16 protein-coding genes, 1 rRNA gene and 1 riboswitch are annotated in these 25,779 nt (G+C 62.3%); of the genes, 12 read left to right on the top strand and 5 right to left on the bottom strand.

The window, feature by feature from the left end; translation table 11 throughout:
- Positions 1-45 precede the first annotated feature (45 nt).
- Positions 46-450, top strand: coding sequence for a VOC family protein (locus tag KJS47_RS21480; protein ID WP_213527581.1), 405 nt, complete (start codon positions 46-48; stop codon positions 448-450).
- Between the two features lie 272 nt (positions 451-722).
- Here KJS47_RS21480 and KJS47_RS21485 read toward each other — a convergent pair whose 3' ends face one another.
- From KJS47_RS21485 to KJS47_RS21500, 4 genes are all read right to left on the bottom strand, one after another.
- Positions 723-1,520 carry a helix-turn-helix transcriptional regulator gene (locus KJS47_RS21485; protein WP_213527583.1) on the bottom strand — a complete coding sequence of 266 codons (798 nt, stop codon included), beginning with the start codon at positions 1,518-1,520 and terminating at the stop codon, positions 723-725.
- A gap of 403 nt (positions 1,521-1,923) precedes the next feature.
- Positions 1,924-6,468, bottom strand: a complete 4,545-nt coding sequence (locus KJS47_RS21490; RefSeq protein ID WP_213527585.1) for a glutamate synthase-related protein — start codon at positions 6,466-6,468, stop codon at positions 1,924-1,926.
- Positions 6,469-6,957: 489 nt separating this feature from the next.
- Positions 6,958-8,292 carry a glutamate-1-semialdehyde 2,1-aminomutase gene (locus KJS47_RS21495; protein ID WP_213527587.1) on the bottom strand — a complete coding sequence of 445 codons (1,335 nt, stop codon included), beginning with the start codon at positions 8,290-8,292 and terminating at the stop codon, positions 6,958-6,960.
- Positions 8,293-8,478: 186 nt separating this feature from the next.
- Positions 8,479-9,504 (bottom strand): LCP family protein, encoded by a 1,026-nt coding sequence (locus KJS47_RS21500; protein WP_213527589.1) that lies wholly within the window; start codon positions 9,502-9,504, stop codon positions 8,479-8,481.
- Positions 9,505-9,938: 434 nt separating this feature from the next.
- On the opposite strand from KJS47_RS21500, the gene bcp reads away from it, so the two are divergent.
- Positions 9,939-10,421, top strand: coding sequence for a thioredoxin-dependent thiol peroxidase (bcp, locus tag KJS47_RS21505; protein ID WP_213527591.1), 483 nt, complete (start codon positions 9,939-9,941; stop codon positions 10,419-10,421).
- A 101-nt stretch (positions 10,422-10,522) separates the two neighbouring features.
- Here the strand turns inward: bcp and KJS47_RS21510 are convergent, their stop codons facing one another.
- Positions 10,523-11,401: a YitT family protein gene (locus tag KJS47_RS21510; protein ID WP_213527593.1), complete on the bottom strand. Its 879-nt coding sequence runs from the start codon at positions 11,399-11,401 to the stop codon at positions 10,523-10,525.
- Between the two features lie 518 nt (positions 11,402-11,919).
- Between KJS47_RS21510 and KJS47_RS21515 the strand changes: the two genes are divergently transcribed.
- From KJS47_RS21515 to KJS47_RS21560, 10 genes are all read left to right on the top strand, one after another.
- Positions 11,920-12,783, top strand: a complete 864-nt coding sequence (locus KJS47_RS21515; RefSeq protein ID WP_213527595.1) for a hypothetical protein — start codon at positions 11,920-11,922, stop codon at positions 12,781-12,783.
- 537 nt (positions 12,784-13,320) lie between these two features.
- Positions 13,321-14,880, top strand: a complete 1,560-nt coding sequence (locus KJS47_RS21520) for a polysaccharide deacetylase family protein (RefSeq protein ID WP_213527597.1) — start codon at positions 13,321-13,323, stop codon at positions 14,878-14,880.
- A gap of 54 nt (positions 14,881-14,934) precedes the next feature.
- Positions 14,935-15,921, top strand: a complete 987-nt coding sequence (locus tag KJS47_RS21525) for an AAA family ATPase (RefSeq protein ID WP_213527599.1) — start codon at positions 14,935-14,937, stop codon at positions 15,919-15,921.
- A gap of 10 nt (positions 15,922-15,931) precedes the next feature.
- Positions 15,932-17,155, top strand: coding sequence for a DUF58 domain-containing protein (locus KJS47_RS21530; protein ID WP_213527600.1), 1,224 nt, complete (start codon positions 15,932-15,934; stop codon positions 17,153-17,155).
- Complete coding sequence (locus KJS47_RS24165; protein WP_249716632.1) at positions 17,142-20,003, top strand: transglutaminase-like domain-containing protein; 2,862 nt, start codon at positions 17,142-17,144, stop codon at positions 20,001-20,003. The genes KJS47_RS21530 and KJS47_RS24165 overlap by 14 nt, the downstream gene beginning before the upstream one ends.
- Positions 20,004-20,350: 347 nt before the next feature.
- The gene (gene guaA, locus KJS47_RS21540; RefSeq protein WP_213527602.1) at positions 20,351-21,889 is read left to right on the top strand and encodes a glutamine-hydrolyzing GMP synthase; all 1,539 of its coding nucleotides are present in this window, start codon (positions 20,351-20,353) and stop codon (positions 21,887-21,889) included.
- A 435-nt stretch (positions 21,890-22,324) separates the two neighbouring features.
- Positions 22,325-23,029 carry an ArsR/SmtB family transcription factor gene (locus KJS47_RS21545; RefSeq protein ID WP_213527604.1) on the top strand — a complete coding sequence of 235 codons (705 nt, stop codon included), beginning with the start codon at positions 22,325-22,327 and terminating at the stop codon, positions 23,027-23,029.
- A 237-nt stretch (positions 23,030-23,266) separates the two neighbouring features.
- Complete coding sequence (locus KJS47_RS21550) at positions 23,267-23,527, top strand: hypothetical protein (RefSeq protein ID WP_213527606.1); 261 nt, start codon at positions 23,267-23,269, stop codon at positions 23,525-23,527.
- A 76-nt stretch (positions 23,528-23,603) separates the two neighbouring features.
- Positions 23,604-23,704: riboswitch (purine riboswitch) on the top strand.
- A gap of 113 nt (positions 23,705-23,817) precedes the next feature.
- Entirely contained in the window at positions 23,818-25,218 is a 1,401-nt protein-coding gene (locus KJS47_RS21555; protein ID WP_213527608.1) for an NCS2 family permease, read from the top strand.
- A gap of 358 nt (positions 25,219-25,576) precedes the next feature.
- Positions 25,577-25,779, top strand: a 16S ribosomal RNA gene (locus tag KJS47_RS21560); the annotation flags it as partial.

Raw genomic sequence — 25,779 nt, forward strand, 5'->3', positions numbered from 1 at the left:
TACCAGAAAGCAATCCCAATCCAATCGCCGAAAGGATGTTGAACAATGGCTAAACACTTTGCATATTTATTCTCGGAGGACGCTGAGGCTCAGGCGGGCTTCTATACACGCGCGCTCGGAGGCGAGATCACGTCCATCAAGAGGCTCGGGGAGCTGCCGAACGCAACGGAGGAGACCAAGGACAAAGTGATTCATCTTAGTCTTGTTGCCGCGGGCGTAACCTTCCTGATGTCCGACATGATGAACGGACCGGTCATTCAGGGCAACGCCGTTCAGCAATGTCTCGAATTCGAGTCCGAAGCCGAAGCGCAGGACGCCTTCGACAAGCTGGCAGACGGCGGCACCGTGAAGCATCCGCTCCAGAAGGAATTTTGGGGAGCGATGTTCGGACAGCTGGATGACAAATTCGGCGTTCAGTGGATGATTACGACCGCAGGACCGGGCAACTAAAGAGGGTCGCGGCAAGGTTCCCCGCGGGACTCGGTGCGGTTGGATCGGAACCGGTTCATAGAGGGCCGAGAAGGCGTGGCCGGCTGCCCGGCAGGACAGGCAGGAGGGACGGAGGCGTTCGTCTCCTCCTGCCTGCTCGGGTAACGGCCCGGCGAGAATGAATACCCCCGGAAGAGGAGGCAGCCTGTTCCCGGGGGTATTCGTTCATTATGTATGTGTCCGTTCCTATGCCTCTCCAGCCAGTCAGCCAGATAGGTTCCAAATTCCCGGAGTCAGCGTACCTCTCGCCTCTGAACCCGCTGCAGGAAGTTGCGCATCAGGAGAGGCAGCGAGATCAGAATGGGCGGATCGTCCAGACGCGGCGGATAGAGCGTTACCTCCTGCGGCGGCACGGGGCGATTCGGAGCGACCACGATCGGGTCATGGGACCGGGTCCTCAGCGTCGTATGAGGCAGCAGCATGTCGTACACGTTCATGCTCCAAGATACGGAGGTGGCCATCAGATAGTAGGTGCCCGGCTGCACGTCCGCGAAGCAAAATGAGCCGAGCGAAGAGAGCAGCGTTCCGTACAAGGGGAAGCCCTCGGGGATCGGCTTTGGGAACAATCCGATCAGCACGAAGCCGTCGAACGGCACGTCCGCGCGTACCGTGCCTTCGACTCTCGCGAGGCGGGAGAGGAAATAGCCTGGCGACTCCCGCCAGTCCGAGAGCCGCTGTAGAGAGCGGAAATGGCTGTCCGCGAGCGAAGCGGAATGCCGAAAGTGCGAGGGCGTCATGCCCACACGTTCGGTGAACCGGGTGGTGAACGTCCCGAGGCTTTGCTGGCCGACCTCGAGTCCGATGTCGCGGATGGTCATGTCGGTGCGCAGCAGCAAATCCTTCGCCCTCTGCAGACGAAGGGAAGATATGTAGTATTGGGGAGAGAGTCCGATGCGTTCCTTGAAGATACGGGTGAAGTGATAAGGACTATAGGCTGCGTATTCAGCCAGGCGGGCAAGCGGCAGCGGATCGTAGAGATGGTCATGGATGTAAGAGACAACCGCGTCGATTTCGGCATATTTGTCCGTCATCGTAAAGGAGTACCTTCCTTCCGTGCGGAATCGACCGGCGGATACTTCAGAAATCCGCGGGAGCCGGTCGTTCTAAGATCGATCATCCGAATGAATCGAGAACGTTTGTTCTGTAATTTTACCATATTATCCCGCCTGTAACCATACTTTGTTCGTCAAGCGAGAGTTTTTTTTCGGGATGGGTGGAAGGCAGACCAATAGCCTGCCGATCCCCGCATGCCCGTCGGCGAGTAGAACCGGAAGCGGCTCCTTGCCATGCATAAAGAAACGCCCCCATCAGGGGCCGTCGGCCAAACCTTCATCGTTTGGCCGGCAGCTGCCCGGAGGGGGCGTTTAGCGTATATGATCCTATTGCCATCCCTTCCACAAGATCCAACAGGTACGCATCAATGGTTGTTAGGTGTTACTCGGTCGCTACCGATTGGTCCGCCTGCAGGCCCTCTGGCGCGATGCGGACGAAGTGGGCGGGCAGATCGGCGAGCAGGCGCTCGATCTTGGCCGCTTCTTCGGCTTGCCCGGAGGCGGCCAGCTCGTCGCGGTAGGCGCCGAGCAGGTAGGTCAGATCGCGGACGCTTTGCGGGCCGCCGACGGCTTCGATCTTCACCTTGGCGCCTTTGGCAATCCGGCGCTCGATCGCGGCGCGGTCGAGGCCGAACTCCGGTACGAGGCGCTGGTAGATGACACCGCCCGTCATGCCGGCACAGATCCACGGTCCCGGGTCTCCCAGCACGACGGCCCGCCCGTTCGTCATATACTCGAATGCAAACCCTTTGAGATTCGCACGGGCGGCGATGCCGCCGAGCTCATCCTGCAGCGGAGCGGTAATCTCGCCGCCGAAGACGACGTCCGCGCCCGAGAAGCGGATGCAGGCCCGGGTATCCGCGCTGCCCTGGATCAGGAACAGGCCGTTCTGAGCGCCGTAGCCGAACGATTTGCCGACGGACCCGTCGAGCAGGGTGCCGTTTTTGCCCGGCGATTTCAGAATGGCGATCTTGCCGCCGTTCGACATCTTACCGACGCCGTCCTCGGCACCGCCCTGTACGACGATATTGACGCCGCTGGCGTTGAAGGCGCCGAGGCCGTTGCCGGGCACCGACCCTTCGTTAAGCCGGAGCGAGACGGGCGGCAGGCTGCTGTAGCTGCCGTCGAACCGGCCGCGTACGCGGTGGCTCGAATACCGGCTGCCGAGAATCCGCGTTTCGGCGGAGACCCGGGACCAGCTGCGCTCCACCGGCGCGGCGAACGAGAGGGAATCCGGGAAGTAGTCCTGCGCTTCCGCTCCCGCCGCCATCCGAATATCGGAGGAGAGGAGGGTCGCCGCGGCGACTTCCTTCTCCGCCTCGCGCTCGGTCACGAACTGCAGCGGAGCCGGGCGGAGCAGATCGGACAGGTCCATCCGCTCAAGAGCGGCCGTCTGCTTGAGCAGATCGGAACGTCCAACCAGCTCCTGCGCGCTCTTGAAGCCGAGATGGGCGACAATCTCGCGGATTTCTTCGCCCATCGCGCCGAACAGGCGGATCAGGCCGTCGACGGCGAGGTCGAATTCGCGGGGCACGAACCGGCGAAGTCCCTTTTCTTCGGCCTCCTCCATCGAGTCGATCTGCGTGGCGATCCCGACATGGCAGGTGTCAAGATGGCAGCCCCGGCAGGCGGTACAGCCGATCGCCTGCATCGCGATGCTGCCGAAGCCGCACCGGTTGGCGCCGAGCAGCATCATCTTCACGACATCCGCGCCCGATTTGAGCCCACCGTCGGACCAGATCTCCACCTTGTGGCGAAGGCCGGCCTCGATCAGCGCCACGTGGGCTAGCTTGGTGCCGATCTCCGTCGGCAGGCCGACGTGCGTGATCGAGTGGATCCGCGCGGCGCCGGTCCCTCCGTCGAACCCGGAGAGCGTGATGACGTCCGCGCCGGCCTTGGCGACGCCGACGGCGATCGTGCCGATGCCGGGCACAACCGGCACTTTGACGATGATCTTCGCCTTGCGGCCGCTCGCTTCCTTGAGCTCGGTAATGATCTGCGCCAGGTCCTCGATCGAGTAGATGTCGTGGTTGTTGGACGGCGAGATCAGGTCGGAGCCGATGGTCGCGTTCCGGGCGGCGGCGATTTTGGCCGTCACCTTGGTGCCCGGCAGGTGGCCGCCTTCGCCCGGCTTGGCGCCCTGGCCGATCTTGATCTCGAGGAATGCGACCGCATTCGCCAGCTCGACGTTGATGCCAAACCGGCCCGAAGCGACCTGCGCGCCGCGAGTTCTCGGGTATTTGCCGAGCATATCCTTAATCTCGCCGCCTTCTCCGTTCATCGTGACCATGTTCAGGCGCTCGCCGGCTTCGGCGTAAGCGCGAAACGCGGTCTCGTTCTGGGAGCCGAACGACATGGACGAGATGAGCATCGGCAGGCTGTGGCCGCCGACGGAGATATCCACCTGCGACGGATCCAGCGGCTTACGGGTCTCGTGCGACTTGGCGTAATCGAACGAGGCGACGTGGCGGATCGAGACCGGGTTGCGCTGCTCCTCTTCCTGCAGCTTATCGCGGTAGTCGCTGTACGGCGCCGTACCGGACGCCGCCTCGACGAGCGCCTTCCACATCCGCTGGAAGAAGTGGAAGTTGCGGCCCGCCTTGGCCTTGGCGTTCGCGAAGTCGTCATACCGCTTCGCGGCATCCTCCTCGAGCTCGGTGAAGCCGGTTCCCGCTTCGTCCGAGCCGAGATAGTTCACGATGTCCAGCACGTCCGCCAGCTCCGGCTTGAGGCCGATGGAGGAGAAGAACCGCGTATAGCCCCGCAGCTCGTGCGTCCCGATCGTCGAGATGACCTTCTCGATGCCCTTGGTCAGCGCGCCGTATACTTTGCGTGCCGCCGGCGCCCCGTTTTTGCCCGAGGCGGTGGCGAACAGGAGGTACGGCGAGATGACATCGGCGCCGAGGCCGCAGGCGACGACGATGTCGTGCAGGCTGCGGACCGCCGCCGAGCGCAGCACGATGGACGCGTGTCTGCGGAGATTGTCGCCCTGGCCTAGCTTCTCCGCGCGAAGGGCGATATCGACGGACGAAACCGCCAGATGCGGGTCCATCCACAGCCGGTCGTTCGTGTGGGCGTCCGCATCGTCGAGGACGACGAGCGCGGCGCCGCCGCGAACCGCCTCGACCGCTTGGGCGGCGAGCGTCTTCAGCCCGTCCTCGAGCGAGGTGCCGCGGGCAAAGGTAAGCGAGAGCACCGCCACCGCTTCCTTGCCTTCGGCTGCGAACAGGGTGAGCAGCTGCTCATAGGACAGCTGGCTCAGCTCGGCGTCACTGCCTACACCGTTCAGTCCTTCGAGGACGAGCGGGGAGGCGAGCTCCAGCCGCAGCTTCCCGTCCACGTCGCCGTAGAAGGAAGGACGGGGGCCGATGACGACGCGAGTAGAGAAGTGCTCCATCTCCCGGTCGCGGTCGATCGCCGGGTTCGTCACGACCGCCACGCTCTCTTTGATGAAATCCGGGATGTTCTGCCGCTCCCAGTGGAGGGCGGCGTGCGGGCCGTCGTGACCGAGCGAGCGGATCGGCTCGGCGCCGGTATCCGCCATGCTCTCGATCATCTGGATGCCTTCGCGATCCCAGCCGAAGGCGCTGTACATATTGTCCGCTGCCTGTACGACTGGCTGGAGCCCGGTTTGCGGTCCCTCCGCGGGGAACTCGAGATGCCGGCGCATGTCCGCAAAGGAGAGGCGCTTGCTAACCCGCTCATAGGCGAGCTGCTGGACTTCCGGATGGGAGAGCACCTGCACGTGCTCGCCGGGCGTCAGGACGACGCCGACCTTCTCGCCGGGAGCGATCGGCTTCGGCTCGGCGACCATCTCGCCGACCGTGACGACGCCTTGCTCCGAGGAGAAGTACAGGGACGCCTCGGTCTCGACCATCCATACCGGGCGAAGGCCGAGCGCATCGACGCTGAAGATGCACTCGTTCCCGTAACGGGAGACGATGCCGGCCGGACCCTGGGCGTAATGCCCCCAGATTTGGCGAAAGTAGACGTACATGTCCTGAAGCTCGGGGCGGTATTTTTTCATCTCATTAATAATCGGCGGAAAAATCAGCTCCATCGCTTCGAACAGGCTGAGCCCGTGCCGATGGATGAACGTCTCGATCGCCCGGTTCATATCCTGCGAGTCGGAGCCGCCGTCGACGAGCGGAACGCCGATCATCCCCGCCTCGTAGCGCAGCTTCTTGATCGTATTGATCTCACCGTTATGGCCGAGCAGGGAGAAGGGCTGAACCCGGAAAAAGCTGGAGAGCGTGTTGGTGGAATACCGGTTGTGGCCGATTGTCACCTGGGCCTCGAAGAGCGGATGGCGGGTATCGTTGAAGTATTGCGGGAGGATGCTGGCGGAGCCCATTACCTTGTAGGCGGCCGTGACATTGCTGAGCGTTGCCACGTGAACCTTGTAGGCGGATTCAATGGCGATATGCAGCTCGTACAGATGGTCGGCGGCCTGTACGCCGGGCTGCTCGCACAGGGCGGCGATCTGCCAGAACGTCGGCTCGTCGTTGCGGCCGTTCGGTCCGAGTACGGAGCTGTCGACTTCATTCTCCTTCTCGATCAGGATGGACACGCCATGCGAGGCGAACAGCTCGCGGATGCCCGCCTGGATTTGGTCAACGCCGACCTCAAGATTACGCGGGACGAAGATGTGGGCGACCGAGAAACGGACGTCGTAAGCAAGCAATCCATTTAGGCCGGCTTCCTTCAAGCGGTGCTGCCACAAAGCGCGGGGGATGTCGGTCAGAATGCCGCAGCCATCCCCTTCCCCATTTATAAAACCCGAACGATGCTCCATCATAACCAAAGCATCAATCGTCTTTTGAATATTATCGCGGGACGGGTTTCCGTCCTTTTCGATCACGCAAACAATTCCACAGCTGTCGTGCTCTGTCTCCAGTAATTGGCGAAAGCGGCCTTCGTTTCTCATGACATCATTCATATGTGCCGGTCAGATAACCTGACCTTCACCTCCTGCTTTCAAGTGTATAAAAATACATTAATTTGCATAGCAGCCCTTTTTTATCGAGTGGAAAGGAAGGGGGACGCCATGTAGTCTTATGGGGAGTAAGACTTTGGGGCTCTGCGCTGCAAAGTGGAAACATGAGTTGGGGGAATTGTCTGAAAATAAAAAGTAAATACAGAATACCACGAAATTTTTGCCCCGACAATCCCCTCTAAGTAAGGAAACCTGACATGGAAGCGCTATCTTTTTTAAAATCTATGCATTTTTTATGGATAATAGAGAAAAAAGGAGTGGTTTGAGAAAGGGGCCTGTGTCATCTGGCGAGCGATCCGAGTTCGACAGGATTCGAGGCAAGCAAAAACCGCCCGTCGGGGACGGGCGGCTTCGGTTTGTTCATGGGTTTAATGTTCGGAATTTCTCTATTCTCCTCCCTCCAAGGGGGCAGATGGGGGTTTAGGAGGAAACGCCGGCCTGCATGGCCCGGAATGCCTGGCCAGCGGCGCGAATGGTCTGCTCAATATCCTCTTCGGTATGGCTTACGGTCAGGAACCAGGCCTCGTACTTGGACGGAGCGAGGCAGATTCCCTGCTCCAGCATGAGGCGGAAAAAGCGGGCGAATTGCTCGCCGTCCGTATCCTGGGCCTCTTCGTAGTTTGTCACCGGGTGCGAACAGAAGTGGGTCGAGAACGCTCCGCCGATCCGGTTGACGGTGAGCGGAACGCCGGCCGCGGCGGCTTCGGCGGCGATGCCGTCCGCAAGCCGGGCGCCGAGCCGGCTCAGCTGTTCGTAGACGCCCGGTTCCCGCAGAACCTCCAGGCAGGCGATGCCCGCCGCGATGGACGCGGGGTTGCCGGCCATCGTGCCCGCCTGGTAGGCGGGACCGAGCGGCGCGACCTGCTGCATAATCTCCTTGCGCCCGCCGTAAGCCCCGATCGGCAGGCCGCCGCCGATGATCTTGCCGAGCGCCGTCAAATCGGGCTCGATGGCGGCTCTGCTGGCGGCATCCGGAACCAGGCCGGCATACGTCTGGGTGGAGCCGTAATGGAAGCGGAAGCCGGTGATGACCTCGTCATAGATCACGAGCGCGCCGTGCTGCCTGGCAAGCGAGCACAGCCCCTCGAGGAAGCCGGGCTTCGGCATCACCATGCCGAAGTTGCCTACGATCGGCTCGACCATGACGGCCGCCGTCTCGCTGCCCCAGCGATTCAGCGCTTCCTCAAGGGCGGACAGATCGTTGAACGGCACGGTAATGACCTCCTGGGCGATGGAGGAAGGGACGCCGGCGCTGTCCGGCGTTCCGAGCGTGGAGGGGCCGGAGCCCGCCGCGACGAGAACGAGGTCCGAATGGCCGTGGTAGCAGCCGGCGAACTTGATGATCTTCGTCCGGCCGGTATAGGCGCGAGCGACGCGGATCGTCGACATGACCGCTTCGGTGCCGGAGTTGACGAAGCGGACCTTGTCGAGTGAGGGGATGGCCTCCTTCAGCATCCGCGCAAAGACGACCTCGCCTTCCGTCGGCGTGCCGTACAGGGTGCCGTTCTCGGCCGCGCGGCAGATCGCCTCGGTAACATGCGGATGAGCGTGTCCGGTGATGATGGGCCCGTAAGCGGCGAGATAGTCGATATACCGGTTGCCGTCCTCATCCCAGAAGTAGGCGCCCTTGCCTCGCTTCATGAAGACGGGGGCGCCTCCTCCTACGGCTTTGAAGGAACGGGAGGGGCTGTTGACCCCCCCGACGATATGGTCGAGTGCCTGCTGGTACAGGGCTTCGGAGCGTTCTCGGTTCATGCCAATCTTCCTTTCTCTCTCTTAAGTCCGGCCGTTCCTGCGGACGTCCGGCTGGTATGTAGGCCGGCAGTTCCTCTGCCGGCTGCTGCAAACGAATCGCCCCTCGCGTATGGGCAACATGGTGCACATGAACGCGAGGGGCGTGTCGTCTGGCGGGCTGCCTCGGCCTCAGGCCGGGACAGTCCGTTACCGTCTTGGGGACGGAGTCGGGTTCTTGATGCCGGTCGAGCTGCCAGAGGACCCAGACGGATTGGGCGAGCCGGGCGTTCCGCCGGCCAGCAGCTCCTTGAGATAGGTCTGCAGCTGCTTCTGGTTGAAGCCGATCACGTCGGCTCCTCCGATCCTCTTCTCCTGGACGAGCGGTGCGGGCGGGATCTGCTCGGTGACGAGCCCCTCCGTCTTCGCATCATAAGCGAGCGAACCGAGCTTCAGCATGTCGGTCATCGGCATGTTCGTCTCGATGTACGGCTCTACCTTGTTGAGAATCGAAGGGAGCCGGACAAGCGACGTCGTGCGCTGCATCTTCTGCGCCAGCGCGGTCATGAATTTGCGCTGCCGCTCCGTGCGGGTGAAGTCGCCCAGCTTGTCGTGACGGAAGCGGACGTATTGGAGCGCCGTCTTGCCGTCGAGCGTCTGCAGGCCCTTCTTCAAGTCGATATCGAATTCGGGACCGTCCCATTTGTCGGTGTATTTCATGTCTTTCTCCACGTCGATCTCGACCCCGCCGACCGCGTTGACGAGGGCAACGAAGCCTTCGAAATCGGTATAGACGTAATATTGGATCGGAAGGCCGGTCATCTCGCTCACCGTCTGCATCGTGAGCGAGGGGCCCCCATACGCTAGCGCGGCGTTGATTCGGTCACTGCCGTGGCCGGGAATTTTTACGTAAGAGTCCCGAAGGATGGAGAAAAGGTAAGCCTTCTTCGTCACCGGATCGATGGAAGCGAGCATCATCGTATCGGAGCGGGGCGGCTCGTGATTGTTCGATTCGCGGGAATCCCCTCCCATAAGCAGGATGTTCACCTGCTCCTTGCCCTCCCATTTGGGCGGGGCAGTCGGCGACGCGCTCGGCACATTCGCGAAGAACTTGGAATCTTTGGAATCGGTATGGATGCCATTGGCGAAATCGACGAAGCTGTAGGCGAAGAACCCTATCGTCCCGATCAGGGCGATTCCCAGCACAATGGCGGTCCATTTTAACGTTTTGCGCATCGGCGGACTTCCTTTCTGTTGGCCGGCGGCTTTCCTCGGCTTCGCGGATTGGTGTATGATGAGTAGCATGTGCAATCGGGGCCGGAATCATAGTGCGGCCGCTTCCGGAAGAGACAGACAGCCGGGGTTGTCCGGGCTGCCGCCTCGGCGGCATTCGACATGCTTGTCGCATTTTCTCCCGAAAAACATGCCTATATTATAGTAGGACGAAAGGAATTCCCGCAACCTGACGAACGTTGCGACAATTTGCCAGCAGAGAACAATCCGGCGGGGGGACGGGAAGAGCGGCACGCTGAGCGCGCTTGTCGTACGCCCTTTCATCCGGTTCCAAAGACCCGGTGCAGCCCGGGCCGTACGGCCCGGATTTATACAAAATTTACCGCGAACCGGAGACGATGAATCACCTCCGGCCAGCGGGAAGGAGGACACCCAAGATGACGGTTCAACCGGGGCTTCCCGCCCCCGCCTTTGCTCTTCCCTCCCAGGAGGGCAAGCCGGTCCGGCTCCACGATTTTGCGGGCCGGTATGTCGTGCTCTTCTTTTATCCTAAAGATATGACGCCGACCTGTACGACAGAAGCGTGCGACTTCCGCGACCGGCACGCCGAATTTGAACGGCTGAACGCCGTCATCCTCGGTATCAGCACCGATCCGGTGAAGCGCCATCAGAAATTCGCTGACAAATACGGCCTGCCGTTCCTGCTTCTGGCCGATGAAGATCACGCGGTATGCGAGCAGTACGGCGTCTGGAAGCTAAAAAAAACCTTTGGCAGGGAATATATGGGCATCGAGCGTTCGACCTTCCTGATCGGCAAGGACGGACGGCTGCTCCAGGAATGGCGCAAGGTGTCTGTCAAGGGACATGTCGAGTCCGCACTAGAGGCCGTGAAGGCGTTCGAGGATCGGGAGTCGGTCTGAAGCATACGAAAAAGACCGGGCAAGGCGGGCAGCCGTCTTGTCCGGTCTTTTTTCCGGCGGATCGAGGAGCCGAGCCCTCTTTGGTGCCGGACCTCCCGAAATCAGTGAATATCCTTTTTCTTGAAGCGGCCGCCCTTCACATCGTGAATGTTGCCGATAGCGAGGAATGCATTCTCGTCCCATTCTTCGACGATGGACTTGAGCTTGGCCTCCTCAAGACGCGTGATAACGATGAAGATGACCTTCTTGGTATCGCCGGAATAGACGCCTTCGCCGTTCAGGTACGTGACGCCGCGGCCGAGCCGGTAGGTCAGCGCCTGGCCGATCTCCTCGTGCTTGTCGCTGATGATCCATACGGACTTAGATTGGTCCAGTCCCTCGATCGTAATGTCCATAACCTTGAAGGCAAGGAAGTAAGCGATCAGAGAATACATGGCATGGTCCCAGCCGAAGATGAAGCCGGCGCTGCCGAGGATGAAGATGTTGATGAACATGACGACCTGGCCGACGGAGAATGGAGATTTCTTGCTCAGAAGAATGGCGACGATCTCGGTGCCATCCAGCGAGCCGCCAAAGCGGATGACGATGCCGATGCCGATCCCGAGCAGTACGCCGCCGAAAACGGCCGCGAGAAGCGGATCGATGGTGATCGGTTCGACAGGATGTAGCAGGGTCGTGCCGATGGACATGGCGAGAACGCCGAGCAGTGTGGACAGAGCGAACGTTTTACCGATCTGCTTGTAGCCTAGGAACAGGAACGGCACGTTCAGAATGGTCAGGAAAATCCCCAGCTTGATGTTGAGGATATGAGACAGCATGATGGAGATGCCGGTGATGCCGCCGTCGATGATGTTGTTCGGCACCAAGAAGATCTCCAGGCCGACCGAGACGATGGCGGAACCCAGCAAGAGAAAAAAGACGCGCTGCAGCAGCTTGGCAATGGACATCTTGGCATGTTGCTTTTCAATCGTTGTTTCCATACGTTCCCCCCAATTGATTCAATGACGCCTGCTACACGGCTTTCTTCTGCAAAAAAAGAGGAAAGCCGATGATTCCCCCGACTCCCCCCTCGTTTGTTTAGACTAGTTAATTATTAACGTCTTGTTCCATTATAGCAGAAACGTCCGCGATGACCAAGAAGAACTATGGGTTTGTGGGGGATAGGAAGGCTGCCCTCATTCGTCCGTTATAACGTCTCCACGCGAATGGGCTCTCATTCTTTTCGCTATATGTCTTTGCCGTGGACGTGCTTTTCTTCGGCCCTTTCCTTGATCTTTTCCTAGGTCTTTCCTTCGGCCGTACCGCGTCGCTCGCTCCTAAGCGAGGGCTGGTCTGGGTACGGAAGATCCGGTTTTTCAACCGCCGACGGAAGGCATTATAATGGTAGGAGAGGAAAAGGTTGCCCGATTCGGACGAGCGAAATCGGGTAGATACTAACAGAAGGATGCGGCACCCGTTGGACTTCACGGGCGGGCTGGACAAGAAGGGGGGATGCCGGGTGAATACGGAATCGCAAATCGGAACGCCGGGGGAGCCTGTGGACGGAGGATGGATACCGGAATCCCCCGCTCCCCTGAGAGACCAGGCGGATCGGCTGCTGTGGACGGAAGCTGGGCCGAGGGAAAGGACGGGGGCGGGGCGCCGTCCCATCCATGTCTTTTTCGTCGCGGGCATCGGCACCTGGCAAGCCGGCAACATGTTCGGACGGGCGATGGAGGATCTGTGTGCCCGTTACCGGACGGCCGGCATCGAGCGGGTAAGCACGGCCGATCTGTATCCGTACGGCACGATGGATGAGGTCCCCAAGGAAAAGGCGCGTTCTTATCTGTATAAGCAGGTTTGGGAGGTCGGCAAGGACCTTTACAAGCGTTATGACCGAACGCGCGGCGGCCAGGCGGTGCACCGGGCAGTTGCGGAGAGTTGTCCCCGGGAGGAGGGGGCCGACCTCGTGCTGATCGGCCACAGCGGAGGCGGTGTGGCGGCTTACAATGCGGCTCTTCTGCTGGCCGACGACGGGTACCCGCTGCCGTGGGTCGTACAGGTAGGCTCGCCTTACCGGCCCGTCCGCCGTTCTTGGCGGAGCCGAGTGTTCCATCTCCGGCAGGCGGGGCGGATCGGCGATTGGGTCACTTGGTCGGGGTGGCCGTTCCTGCGCCGGTTCGCCCGGGCGGTGGACGTGCCTATTCTCGGCGGACACCCATTCTACTTCAGCGATCAGCCGAAGGACGGAGACGGCCGGTCCAATCTGATCAAAGTGATGGACCAGATCTGGATGTGGATTGGGCCGGGAGACGCTGCTGAGGCGCTGCATCCGGAAGACGGCGGCGAACCGAGCTTCGGAAAGCAGATAGGCAGGGGATAGGGAAGCAGGAAAGGGAAGCGGGCATACGAGGCGATAGGCCAGGCTGTAGGAAGAGGAAAAGGATAGCGGAAAGACAGGCGTTAAAAGAGGGGAAGGAAGCGGGAAGACAGGCGGTAGAAGTGGGAAAGGAAAGCGAGCAGGCTGTAAAGCGGCGCTGGAAAGCGTAGAAGGCAGGGAAAACGAAAGGGCGGGAAGCGGCGCTGGAGCGCGGGCTTCCCGCTCTTTTGCGTGATGCGCGTTCTATGGCTTTTGGTTATTTTCATCGTAAAGTCCAGGGCGTTCTTTGCAAAATTCCTTTGGTTCCTCGGGCGTGGCTCTACGCTGCCAACGAGTCGATCGGCTCTCCCGGGAGAGGGGTATCTCCACGCGTCGGGGCTGAGGATGTCTGCCAAGTGCGTGCTCCGGGCTCGCCCTCTTGGTCAGGGTGCCCTCTCGCCCCCTAACGGGAGACATATTCGGCTCGTCCTTCCCATATACTCTAGCACACTGTCTCTCATACGGAGACCGGATGCTAGAACAAGCGGAGGGGACGCACCCATGATCAAGGAACGATGGAAGCAGATTGGCCGGAGGCTCTGGACATCCGCTGCGGCGCTGGCGGTGGCTTGGGGGTCACTTGGGACGGTCCCGGCGCTGGCGGAGAAGGGGTACACCCTGGGAGACGAGGAGAAGCAAGTCTATGAGAAGCTGCTGGCGGGCAAGCGAGTGGAGATAGAATCGGCGGCGGCAGCGGCAGTCGTTCCGGACGGGCCGACGGTTTACCTGACCTTCGACGACGGACCGAGCCGCCTGACACCCAAGGTGCTGGACATTCTGGAGCGGGAGGGGGTTCCTGCGACGTTCTTCGTCCTGGGCGAGCTGGCGGAGAAGGACCCCGAGATGGTGCGCCGGATTGTGGAGGAAGGGCACGCGCTGGGAAGCCATTCTTATAATCATGTATACAAGGAGCTGTACGAAAGCTTTGACGGACTGTGGGAGCAGCTGCGCAGGACCGACCGGGTACTGCTGGAGGCGACGGGGCAGTATCCGGCACTGTTTCGGGCTCCAGGAGGCACGTTCACGAACTTCGACGCGTTCTATTTCTATTATGTTGAGCAGGCGGGGTACCGGATCGCGGATTGGAACGTAGACAGCGGAGATGCTTCCCGCAGAGGGGTTCCGGCCTCGGAGATTCTCCGCAAAGTCAAAGAATCGCCGCTCTCCCGGGAGGTGACGGTGCTGATGCACGACGGAACCGGCCACGACGAGACGGTCCGGGCGCTGCCCGCCATTATCGCCTATTACAAGGAGCATGGCTACACCTTCGGGACACTGGACGAGAGCCCGCAGCCCGTTCGATTCCGACTCGGCTCCGTCAAATGGGACCGGCCGGCCGACCGCACGGAACAATTCGCCGCCCGATTGGCAGCAGCACAGGCATACCGGCAGGAGAGACTGGGAGCGGACGGGGCGCCGCCCGCCGTCCCGGCAGGCGCGGAAGGCGAGGGCTACGTGCGTCCGGCCGGCGAACGGCCGGGCGGGCTGATCGTCCCGGTTACAGGCGCCGGCTACTCTCCCGCCCCAGCTGGACAGCCGGAGACGCAGAAGGGACGGCCGGAGGCTCTCGGTGCGGAGAACGGCCCGCCCCCGATCAAAGCGGGGGTCCCTCTCGTCGTCCGGACAGGAGACGCCGTCTGGGAGCTGCCGGCCGCTTCCTACGAATTCGAACAGGGACGCTTCGCCGTCCCGCTCGAGCAGCTGGCCGCCCGTTTGGGGGCCTCTTTAAGCTGGCAGAAGGATCACCGCGCGGCAGAGGTGCGTCTCGGGAACCGGGTCGTCATCGTAGATCCCGGTACCCATACGCTGGAGGTGCGGATAGACGGCCAGCCGGCCAAAGTCTATCGGCTGGCGGACGTCAAGTGGAAGGACGGCAAGGTGTACGCGGGGCTTCGGATGATGACCGAAGCATTGGGCTGGCAAGTGGCCGGCTATTCACTGTCCCCGGACGGCTACCGGGTCGATCTGGAGGAAGGGGCCGCTCCGTGGGAGGGGCGCTTGCTGCCGATCTGGCCCACGGCGTCGGGTTCTCCGGCCAAGTCCGCCGGCTATACGGTGTAAAAGGACCAAGGAATGGAAATGCTAGATTCATATGAATCTAGGAGGGGTCCATTCATGACATATCGCCAGGACAGCCGCCGGCTGTACGAGGAGCCGGAGGTGCTGATCGAACGGATACTAGCAAGTGTGGAGAAAGCGGTCGTCGGCAAACGGGAAGCGGTGGAGGCGGCGGTCGTCGGACTGCTGTGCGGGGGCCATCTGCTGCTGGAGGATTTGCCGGGCGTCGGCAAGACGACGCTCGTGCGGGCGCTTGCCCGGACGCTCGACTGCTCCTTTCGGCGCATTCAGTTCACCCCCGATTTGCTCCCGTCCGACGTGACCGGCGTATCGGTCTTCGACAGCTCGAACGGCACGTTCGCGTTCCGGGAAGGGCCGCTGTTCGCTTCCGTGGTGCTGGCCGACGAGCTGAACCGGACGCCGGCCAAGGTGCAGGCGGCGCTGCTTGAAGCGATGGAGGAGGGGCAAGTGACGGTCGACGGAACGTCTCACCGGCTGCCGGCTCCCTTCCTGCTGCTCGCCACCCAAAATCCGGCCGATTGCGAAGGAACCTACCGCCTTCCCGAAGCGCTGCTCGACCGGTTCCTCCTGCGCATCCGGCTCGGCTACCCGAGCCCGGAGCGCGAGGTGGAGATGCTCGGCCGTCACGCGGATAGCCGCGCCGGAGACTTGCTGCGCCCTGTCCTGCTCAGAGAGGAGCTTCTGCTGCTGCAGCGCGAGGTGAGGCGCGTGCATGCGGACGATTCCGTGAAACGGTATATCGTGCGCCTCGCCGAGGAGACGCGGCGGCATCCGGCGTTCTCGCTTGGCGCTAGCCCGCGGGCGACGCTCGCCCTGCTGCTGGCTGCGCAGGGACAGGCGTTCGCGGACGGGCGGCGGTATGTCGTGCCGGACGATGTGAAGGCGATGCTGGACAAAGTATGGGCCCATCGCATACGCCCTGCGGCGGAAGTCCGCTTCGGCGGGGCGCAGACGGAAGCCGTGCTTCAGGACATCGTCCGCCGGGTTCCGGTACCCGGGATTTCCCGGGCTGCCGGCGAGTAGGAGGAGCGGCATGGAGAGGGTTTGGAATGCCGGTGCGACAGCTATCGCGGCTGCCGCCGGACTTGCGCTTTACGCCTCCGGAGCGGGCGGAGCTGCGGGTGCGGCCGGCTTTGGCCTTGCCGCGCTGCTGCTCGCGGCCGCAGGCCACACGGCCGGCGTGCTCCGCAGCTGCACGCTGGCGAGAGCTGTGCACGAGGGTGCGGCCGGACAGGAAAGCGGCGTCCACGTCACCGTTACGCTCCGTCACCGGTCGCTCGTTCCCTTGCCGTGGCTCGTGATCCGGGACGGGGGCCGCAACGAGCGGACCGGCGAAGAGATTGCGGTCCGGCTCGTGCTGTTCCCATGGTTTTCCAGGGAGGTGAGGGCGGTATACGAGCTGCGGGGGCTGGCGCGGGGCAGCTATGTGCTCGACGGGCTGGAGGCGGCTGCCGGGGACTGTCTCGGCCTGCTTCAGAGAACGAGCAGGTCGCCGGAGGCGGCCCGGTTCCTCGTTTATCCCGAGCCGGCACCTTTGTTTTGGAAGGAAGAGCCGGCGGAGGCGGGAACGGACAGCTCGGCGGCTCTGCCGGCCAGTTTCGGCGACCCGGGGCTCGCGCTGCGGGATTACGCCCCGGGCGACGCGCTGCGCCAGATCAGCTGGAAGGCGACGGCGAAGGCAGGGCGGCTCATCAGCCGCAGTCCGGAGGAGCGGCGGCCCGAGGGCTTGCTGCTTCTCCTCGACGGCTCCCTGTCGGGCGAGTCTTCTCATGACGGGGAGGAGGCGTTGGAACGTCGCATCCGCATCGCGGCGGGTCTGCTGCGGGAGGCCGAACAGGCCGGGACGCCTGCGGGCCTCGCCGTACCGGGCCGGGACGCGTTCTCGCTGCCTCCGGACTCGCAGCGGCCGAACGACCGGCTGTGGCGGACGCTCGCCGTTCTGGAGCCGGCCGAGGGGGGGCTCGGTTTTGCAGAGCTCGTCGTCAGGGTGGGCCTCGGGGCTCCGGCGGCGGCCGTTACCTGCATCACCTCACGCATCGACGAGGAACTGGCTGCCAGCATCCGGCTGCTCCGGTCCCGGCGGCGGCCGCTGATGCTCATCTTCGTGCCGCCGGGCGGTGGAGAGGCGGCCGAGCGGGCGCAGATTTGGCTTGAGCACCTCGAATCGCTCGGCTGCCCCTTCCTCGTCTGGGGAAGGCGGCAGGAGGAAGAAGGAAGCGAAGGAGGTGGCCACCGTGCCGGATATGCACGTGTCTGATCGGCCCGGTCCCCCCGGGACGCAGAGCGGCCAGCCGAATCTCCAAGAGGTTGGGGCCCGCATGCCCGTGCTCGACCTGGTGCTGACGGTGCTGCTCTTTCTTCTGCTGCGGGAATGGATGGGGCCTCTCGAGCAGGTCGCGGGTCAAGACGCCCCGGCATGGCAATCTCCCTTCGCCTGGGCGCTCGGCGCTTTTCTGCTGCTGGACGGGCTGCGGGTGCCCGGCTGGGCCTCCTGGCCGCTCAAGCTGGCGGCAGCATGCTTCGCGGTCCAGGCGGCGGCCGGTCCCTCCGCGTCCGGCGGCTGGCTCTCTCTTCTGGAGCAGCTGGCAGCGGACGGCGCGGCTCTCGCGAATGGCAATCCGGAACAGTTGGGTGCCGCCGGGCGGGCGCTTCTGTATATCGGCGGCTGGGCCATGCTGGCGTCCGTGCTCCAGGCTGTGCTTCTGGCAGGCCGCCGGATGCATTGGCTGGTGGCGGCAACGCTGGGCTACCTGATCGTGCTGCAGCTCGGCTACGGGGCGGCCGCCGAGGGGGCCGCGCTCCGGACGCTGGCAGCCGGAACGGCGCTGGCCGGCCTGCAGCAGTATGCGGCGCTGCGCAGGCAGGCGGCGGACACCCAGCGAGAGGGCACCGGCCCGTCCCCTGCAGTAGGGGGCTGGGGCTGGACCGCACTCGTGCTTCCGCTGGCCTGCTGCGTCGTGCTGGCTGGACTGGCCGGCGCCGCGTCGCGGCCGGGCGAGGAGGGGTTCGCCTCCTGGCAGGCGGCCAAGGAACAGCTGCGCCGTACGCTGGCGGAGGCGTCCGCCTGGCCCGGGAGTGCTTCCCCGGGGCGGCTGCCGGCCGATCTCCGGCCGGACACCGGCGGGGCCGCCGCCCGCACCGGGTTCACCGCGGCGGATCGGCGGCTGGGCGGGCCGGTGACGCCGGATGCCTCGGTGGCGTTCACGGCGCTGACCGAGGTGCCGACCTACTGGCGCGGCGACGTGAAGAGCTACTACGACGGCACCGGCTGGCGGAGAGGCGAGGCGGATGAAGAGGAACTCCGCCGGCAGGGCACGTTAATCGGAGGGGAGGAGAGTAGCCCTGCGGAAGCTGCTTCCGCCGCCGGCCCGGCACCGCGCGGCCGCCTCATCACCCAGGAGATCCGCCTCGAGCCGGACGGTCCCCGCGACCGGCTGTTCGCCGGTGGGACGATTGTCCGCATCGAGGCGATGACGGACGCGGACGGTACGGAGCTTCCCGCAGATGCGCGGCCGGGCGGCGCCGCTTCCCCGCGCGATCTCGTCTATTACCGGCTGAAGGTCGAGCTGCCTTCTGCGCTGCCGACCGGGGAAGGACAGGCTGCAGCCGGTGTGGAGGGGGCCGCTTCGCAAGGGCAGAGCACCGGAGATGCGGCTGCCTCGGCCGGAGAGCCGGCTGCGGAAGGACAAGCGGGCGTCGGAGAGGGGGCGCTCCAGGGCACCGCGTCGCCGGAGCTGGCCGCAGGCGGGGCTGGGGCTGCCGCCGAACCCGGCTTTTCGCAGGAGCGGAACTCCGGAGAAGCGGCCGCCTCGGGAGGAGGGTCGGCAGTGCCGGTCGCCGGAGGGGCCGAGCAAGCGGTGCCGACTGCCGGGGGCGCGGGCGCCGGGCCGAACGCACAGGCCGCGGGCGCTGCGTCCTCCTCCAACGCCGCCGCGGCAGAGGCTACGGAGATGGCGCAGCTGCCTTTGCCGTCGGACGCCGAGGCACTACCTACATTGGCCGCCGCTCCCGAGCCGCGCCCGAGCGGGCAGCCTGCCGTCACCGACTCCGTAAACGGCGGGGGCGGGACAGGCATCCGTTGGAAGCCGCTCTCGGAAACGGTGACGCCCGATGAGGCGTTGCGCAGCCAGCCGGAGCTCGGGGAGCTCTCGCCATCTCCCTTGTCGGATGCGTACCTGCAGCTGCCGGACACGCTTCCGGCCCGGGTGAGGGAGCTCGCCCGCACGGTCACGGCGGGTGCGAAGGACGACCTCGCCCGGGCGGAGGCCGTCGCTTCCTACCTGCGCACGCACTATCGCTACACGCTTAGTCCGGCCCCGCCCTCCCGTCGAAACGCGGACTTCGTCGACGCGTTTCTGTTCGAAGGGAAGGAGGGCTACTGCGACTACTTCTCGACCGCAATGGTCGTCCTCCTCCGGGCGGCGGGCGTGCCGGCACGCTGGGTGTCCGGCTTTGCCCCGGGCGAGGTCGGCTTCGCCGCGGCGCCGGCGGCGGACGGGCAGCCGCGCTATGCGGTGACGGTGCGCAACCTCGACGCCCATTCCTGGGCGGAGGTGTACGTGGCCGGCGCGGGCTGGCAGCCGTTCGAGCCGACGCCCGGCTTCCCCGGCGCTCCTGCCGGCGAGAGCGCGCCGCCGGCTCCGGCCAAGGCTGCCGCCGAGGGGCTCGCCGCACGGCTGGCCGGCCGCGTGCCGGGGGCCGCGCTGGCGGCGGTGCTGGCGGCGCTTGCCGCCGGTACGGCGTGCTACGCAGCGCTGCGCCGCTCCCGCGTACGCCTCGCCGCCGGCGACGCGCCGCCGCTGCCCGCGCGCGGCGAAGCCGGCCGGCGGCTGCGCCGCCTCGAGGCGCTTGGCCGGCGCCTCTACCGGCTCGAAGGGCCGCCCGCCGCGCACATGACCGTGCGCGAATATGTGGCCGCTCTCGAGCCGTGCGGGCCCGCCAAGCGCGAGGCGCTCGCCGCCTGGGCGCGGCTGGTCGAGCGGGCCAGCTTTGCCGGGCCGGCTGGCCCGCCGCTCGGCGAGCAGGAGCTGGCCGAGGTGCGCAGCAAGCTCGAGGAGACGGTGTTCCGGGAGCTGGACCGGCGCCAGCGCGGTAGCCGCCAATAGGGAGTTGCTCTCCGTCATGCGATACTAGACGCCGCGCGCCGGGAAGCTTCATGTCATCAGGTGAGAAGAGACTCGACCCCTGGCGTTGCTCCGCTGTCCGCTTCACCCTTCACGGGGCGCGGGCAGCGTCGTTTTCGGCCCGGCGACCTCCGGGATTTTCCAGGTTTCCGGTACCGCCGGTAGTCACCACGGCCTTAGCGGACAATTCCAGCTCGTTTCCTTGACGCCTCTTCTTCAAGTTATATATAATTATCTGCATTAATGTAGGCCCGGTGCGGTTATTTTCGGGAGTGCGGGGCGCTTCCGGCAGCGAACGCGGTGCCAATTCAGGCTAAAGGTAGGTAGACATGAACAAACCAAACGAATTGATAGTCGTGCTCGATTTCGGCGGCCAGTACAACCAACTGATTGCAAGACGGATTCGCGATCTCGGCGTATACAGCGAGCTGCTTCCGTTCAATACTCCGGTGGAGCGGATCCGGGAGCTTGCTCCCAAGGGCATCGTCTTCTCCGGCGGCCCGTCCAGCGTATACGGAGAGGGAGCTCCGCGCGTCGATCCGGCGATTTATGAGCTGGGCATTCCGATGTTCGGAATCTGCTACGGCATGCAGCTGATGGCGCATCAGATGGGCGGCAAGGTGCAGCGCGCGGACAAGCGCGAATACGGCAAGGCGGAGGTCGAGTTCAACGACGACTGCCCGCTCGTGCTTGGTTTGGACAAGAAGCAGGTTGTCTGGATGAGCCACGGGGACCTCGTGACCGAGCTGCCGGAAGGCTTCCAGATCGAAGCCCGTACGGATCATGCGCCGCTCGCGGCGATGAGCCACCCGGAGAAGAAGATGTACGCCGTGCAGTTCCATCCGGAAGTGCGCCACTCGGTATACGGCAACGAGATGATTCACAACTTCCTGTACGGCGTCTGCGGCTGCGAAGGCAACTGGACGATGGAATCGTTCATTGAAGAAACCATCAGCGACATTCGCGCTCAAGTAGGCGACGGCAAAGTGCTGTGCGCGCTGAGCGGCGGCGTCGACTCGTCCGTCGTGGCGATTCTGCTGCACAAGGCGATCGGCGACCAGCTGACCTGCATGTTCATCGACCACGGCCTGCTCCGCAAGGGAGAGGCGGATAGCGTTATGGAGACGTTCGTCGGCAAGTTCGACATGAAGGTCGTCAAGATCGACGCGAGCGAGCGGTTCCTCGGCAAGCTGAAGGGCGTCGACGATCCGGAGCAGAAGCGCAAAATCATCGGCACCGAATTCATCCGGGTGTTCGAGGAGGAGTCCAGCAAGTTCGACGACTTCGCATTCCTTGCCCAGGGCACGCTTTACACGGATATCGTCGAGAGCGGCACGGCGACGGCGCAGACGATCAAGTCTCACCACAACGTCGGCGGCCTGCCGGAGGACATGAAATTCAAGCTCGTCGAGCCTCTCAAGGCTCTGTTCAAGGACGAGGTTCGTAAGGTCGGCGAGGAATGCGGTCTGCCGCCGGTCATCGTCTGGCGCCAGCCGTTCCCGGGACCGGGACTCGCTATCCGCGTGCTCGGAGAAGTCACGGAGGACAAGCTGCAGATCGTCCGGGATTCGGATGCAATTCTGCGCGAGGAGATCGCCAAGGCTGGACTCGAACGCGAGATTTGGCAGTACTTCACGGCACTGCCGAACATGAAGAGTGTCGGCGTCATGGGTGACGCCCGCACGTATTCTTACACCGTCGGCGTTCGCGCCGTCACCTCCATCGACGGCATGACGGCCGATTGGGCGCGCATTCCGTTCGACGTGCTCGAGAAGATTTCGGTCCGGATCGTCAACGAGGTGGAGAACGTCAACCGCGTCGTGTACGACATTACGTCCAAGCCGCCGGCAACGATCGAGTGGGAATAAGCCTCCGCGTTTCAACCACATACTAGACAGCAAACAGGCTGTCCTGGGTCATCGTAAGATGACGCGGGGCAGTCTTTTTTTGCGGATTAAGCAGGCGCGCCCTCTTCCCGGCAAAGGGTAAATTATAGTTATTTTCCCCGTTGACAGAAATTACCGTCGCGAATTATCATATGAGTAAATAAAACTGACGGTGTAAAAATCCTTTTTCGGATGAAACTTCCAGACGGACACTCCGTCTGGAGACCGGCAGTTCGCTGCGGGGCCGGCAGTCCGCCTGGAGGCAGGCTCGCCGCAAGGTCTCTTGTCCCCGCCGTTCCGATTCACCGCTTCCGCTTCGAGCTAGCATCGAAGCAGGGACGCTCTTACAAAATAGAAGAATCGGGAGGCAGCCATGCTTTCACCGCTCCCCCGATGACGATAAAGGACGTGATAGGAATGACACAAAAGCAGAAGCAGTGCATGATTGTCGAGACCTACGAGCAGCTTAAGGCGCTGAGCGATCCGTTCCGCGCGCAGATCATCATGCTGCTGATCGAGAAGGCTTATACCGGCCAGCAGCTGTCCCAGCAGCTGGAGATTCCGAGATCCAAGATTCATTACCATCTGAACGAGCTGGAGAAGAACGGTCTGATCTTCGTAGCCAAGACCGAGGCCAAGAACGGGATTTTGCAGAAGTTTTATCGATCCTCTGCGCGCGGCTACACGCCTTCCGCCAAGCTGCTGCCGTACGGCTCGGAAGTGGTGGATTATTACCGGGAGTCGACGATCAACGGCCTGAACCGCGCCAGAATGCGCGCCATCTCCGCTCCGGAAGAGGCGTTCGCGGTCGAGAATGCGGACCGGAGCAGCTGGCCGAGGATCAATATGCAGATCGAGTTTCAGATGAAGAGGGAGAAATACGTGGAGTGGCTGGGCCGCTATCGGGAGCTGCTGAATGAGCTGGGGCAGGAGGAAGACCCGGACGGCGAGTGGTTTTATATGACGACCGTTGGCTTTCAGATCGATGAGCCGTGGTTTGACGAGGAAGGTATGGAGTGCGAGAGTCTCGACAAAGCGTTGGAATCGCTCGGGCGGCCTTCGGCGGGCAAACCGCCGGAGAAGGGGCAGGCGGAAGGAGGGACCGGCGAGTCTGCGGACTAACTGGTACCTGGCTTCGGATGGCTTGACGGCGGGGGCCATTCACCGAATCGCCCACGCCGCGCCCGGTGCTAGGGAGGACGGGGACCCGGCTATCCCGGCGGTTTCGTTCCGGCAGCAAACGAACTTGACCGGCCGCCTGGCCACAAGGCAGGCGACCGTTACATACACGGCAATGGACATGACTTTTGATCGAAAGGTATCTCTAATCATAAGGAACGATAAAAGGAGGAAGACCGAATGAATTTCGAACTGTTTCATCTCGAGCACGAGATGATGACGCGCAAAGAAGAAGTGGAGTCTGCGGCAAAGCACGGGTGGATGTACGGAGGCGTGCCGGGCCGAAGCAAATGGGCATTGTTCCGCAGAGAGGAAGACCACGAGCGGCTCAGCATGCGCGCCAAGGAAGTGCTGCGCGAGATGCTGGAGCACGAGAATCTGGAGATCCGCCTGAGGGCGGCGGAGATCGTCCTTCGGCATACGGCCAGAAGCAAGGGTTGAATCCGAACGACTTCCATAAAAGAATTCTTCAATGTTCGTGTTTTTAGTTGACAAGGGACGAGAGTCCTACTAAAATGAAAACAGAATAACACGTTTTCGTATAATCCCGGGAATCGGCCCGGGAGTCTCTACGAGGTCACCGTAAATGATCTGGCTACGAAAAGAAGGAAAGCGGAAGAGGGGCGAATGGCGTCCTGCATCATCTTCTTTCTTTTTTCTGAGAAGCCTAAGGTCATCGCAACCTTAGGCTTTTTGTTGTTCTAACTTCACTCTAGGAGGAGTACTCAACAATGGATCGGTTCTTCAAACTCAAGGAGAATGGAACAACCGTACGCACGGAGATCCTGGCCGGCATTACCACCTTTATGGCCATGGCGTACATTCTGACGGTCAACCCGATGACTTTAACCGCTTTCGGAAAGACGGGCATGGAGTGGTACCCGGTATTCCTTGCAACTGCGCTGGCAGCGGGGATTTTCACCGTGGCGATGGGCTTGTTCGTCAACTTCCCTGTCGCGCTCGCGCCCGGCATGGGGCTTAATGCCTATTTTGCCACCGTGGTTATTGCGTCCGCAGGAACGGGCAGACCGATTACGTGGGAAATGGCACTGACCGCCGTCTTCATCTCGGGGATTATCTTCATTCTCCTGACGGTAACCAAAGTAAGACAGATGCTGCTCGTGGCCGTCCCAGACAGCCTGAAGCACGCGATTACCGTAGGGATTGGCCTGTTTATTACGATTATCGGACTTAAGAACAGCGGACTGATGACGGTCGCCGTCGAGTCTGTCAACGATATTCCGAAGGGAGTCTTCACCGACGTACTCTCCTTCGAAACGATCATCCACATGGGAAGCCTGACCAACCCGACCGTTCTGCTCACCCTCGCCGGCCTCATTATTATGGCTGTGCTGATGGCGATCGGTGTGCGGGGAGCGATTCTGATCGGCATGCTGCTGACCACGGTTCTGGCGGCACTGTTCGGCCAGATCGACTTCAGCACGCTGTCCAGCCCGCAAACTCCTTGGATTCCGGATCTGGGCCAGCTGTCGTTCGCTTCCTTTGACTTCGGCGGCATCATGCATGCGGGTATCATCTCGATCATCGCTACGTTTACCTTCGTCGAGCTGTTCGATACGTTCGGCACGCTGGTAGGAACCGCGAACCGTGCGGGACTGATGAAGAATCCGGAAGAGGGCAGACGCCGCGTCGGCAAAGCGATGCTCGTCGACGCGATCGCCGTAAGCGGCGGCGCCATGCTCGGCACAAGCACCACAACCGCGTTCGTCGAAAGCTCTGCAGGCGTAGCCGCGGGCGGACGGACCGGCCTGACCGCCGTTTCGACAGGCGTCTGCTTCCTTCTGGCACTGTTCCTGGCACCGATTGCGGCGCTTATTCCGGGCTCCGCTACGGCAGCCGCTCTGATCATCGTCGGCGTTCTCATGATGCAGTCCATCACCGAGATCGACTTCAAAGACATGGTCATGGCAATCCCGGCATTCTTCACCATCACGATGATGCCGTTCACGTATAACATTGCGAACGGGATCTCCTATGGCATCGTCTTCTACGTCGTGCTGGCCGCCATCGTGAACCTGACCGGCAAGAAGAAGTACAACATTCACTGGCTGATGTGGGTTCTGGCCGTTCTGATCATTCTCCGCTACGCGCTGTACGGCAGTGCGGGCTAAGCGATAATCCTTTGCCGAATCCGGCCTATTTCCTTCCCGCGGGGCTTGTCCCGCGGGAATTTTTATTTTTTCTTAACAAAACCCTTGCCAAACTGCTTCGATTCATGGTATCTTATAAAAGTCGCTTTTGACAGACACGGTTTGACACATTGCGACAGTGGACATGCCCTTTGAAAACTGAACAACGAGTGAGTAATTTAAGCCAGCGCAGTGCGGTTTTCGAACCCATTGCAACTGTTTGAACAAATGAGCGAATCGCTCTTTCTTTAAATCGCCTTGCCCTTGGGTTTTACCCGGGGCCCCCGAAAAGTAATCGGAATACGCTGCGAAGCTGTTCTTCACTTTTTGGGGTGGCACTTTTATGGAGAGTTTGATCCTGGCTCAGGACGAACGCTGGCGGCGTGCCTAATACATGCAAGTCGAGCGGAGTTGAGGAGAAGCTTGCTTCTCTGATGCTTAGCGGCGGACGGGTGAGTAACACGTAGGCAACCTGCCCATAAGATCGGGATAACTCACGGAAACGTGAGCTAAGACCGGATAGTTGAGAATGTCGCCTGGCAT

The organism is Paenibacillus sp. J31TS4 (assembly GCF_018403265.1).
Taxonomy (GTDB): Bacteria; Bacillota; Bacilli; order Paenibacillales; family NBRC-103111; genus J31TS4.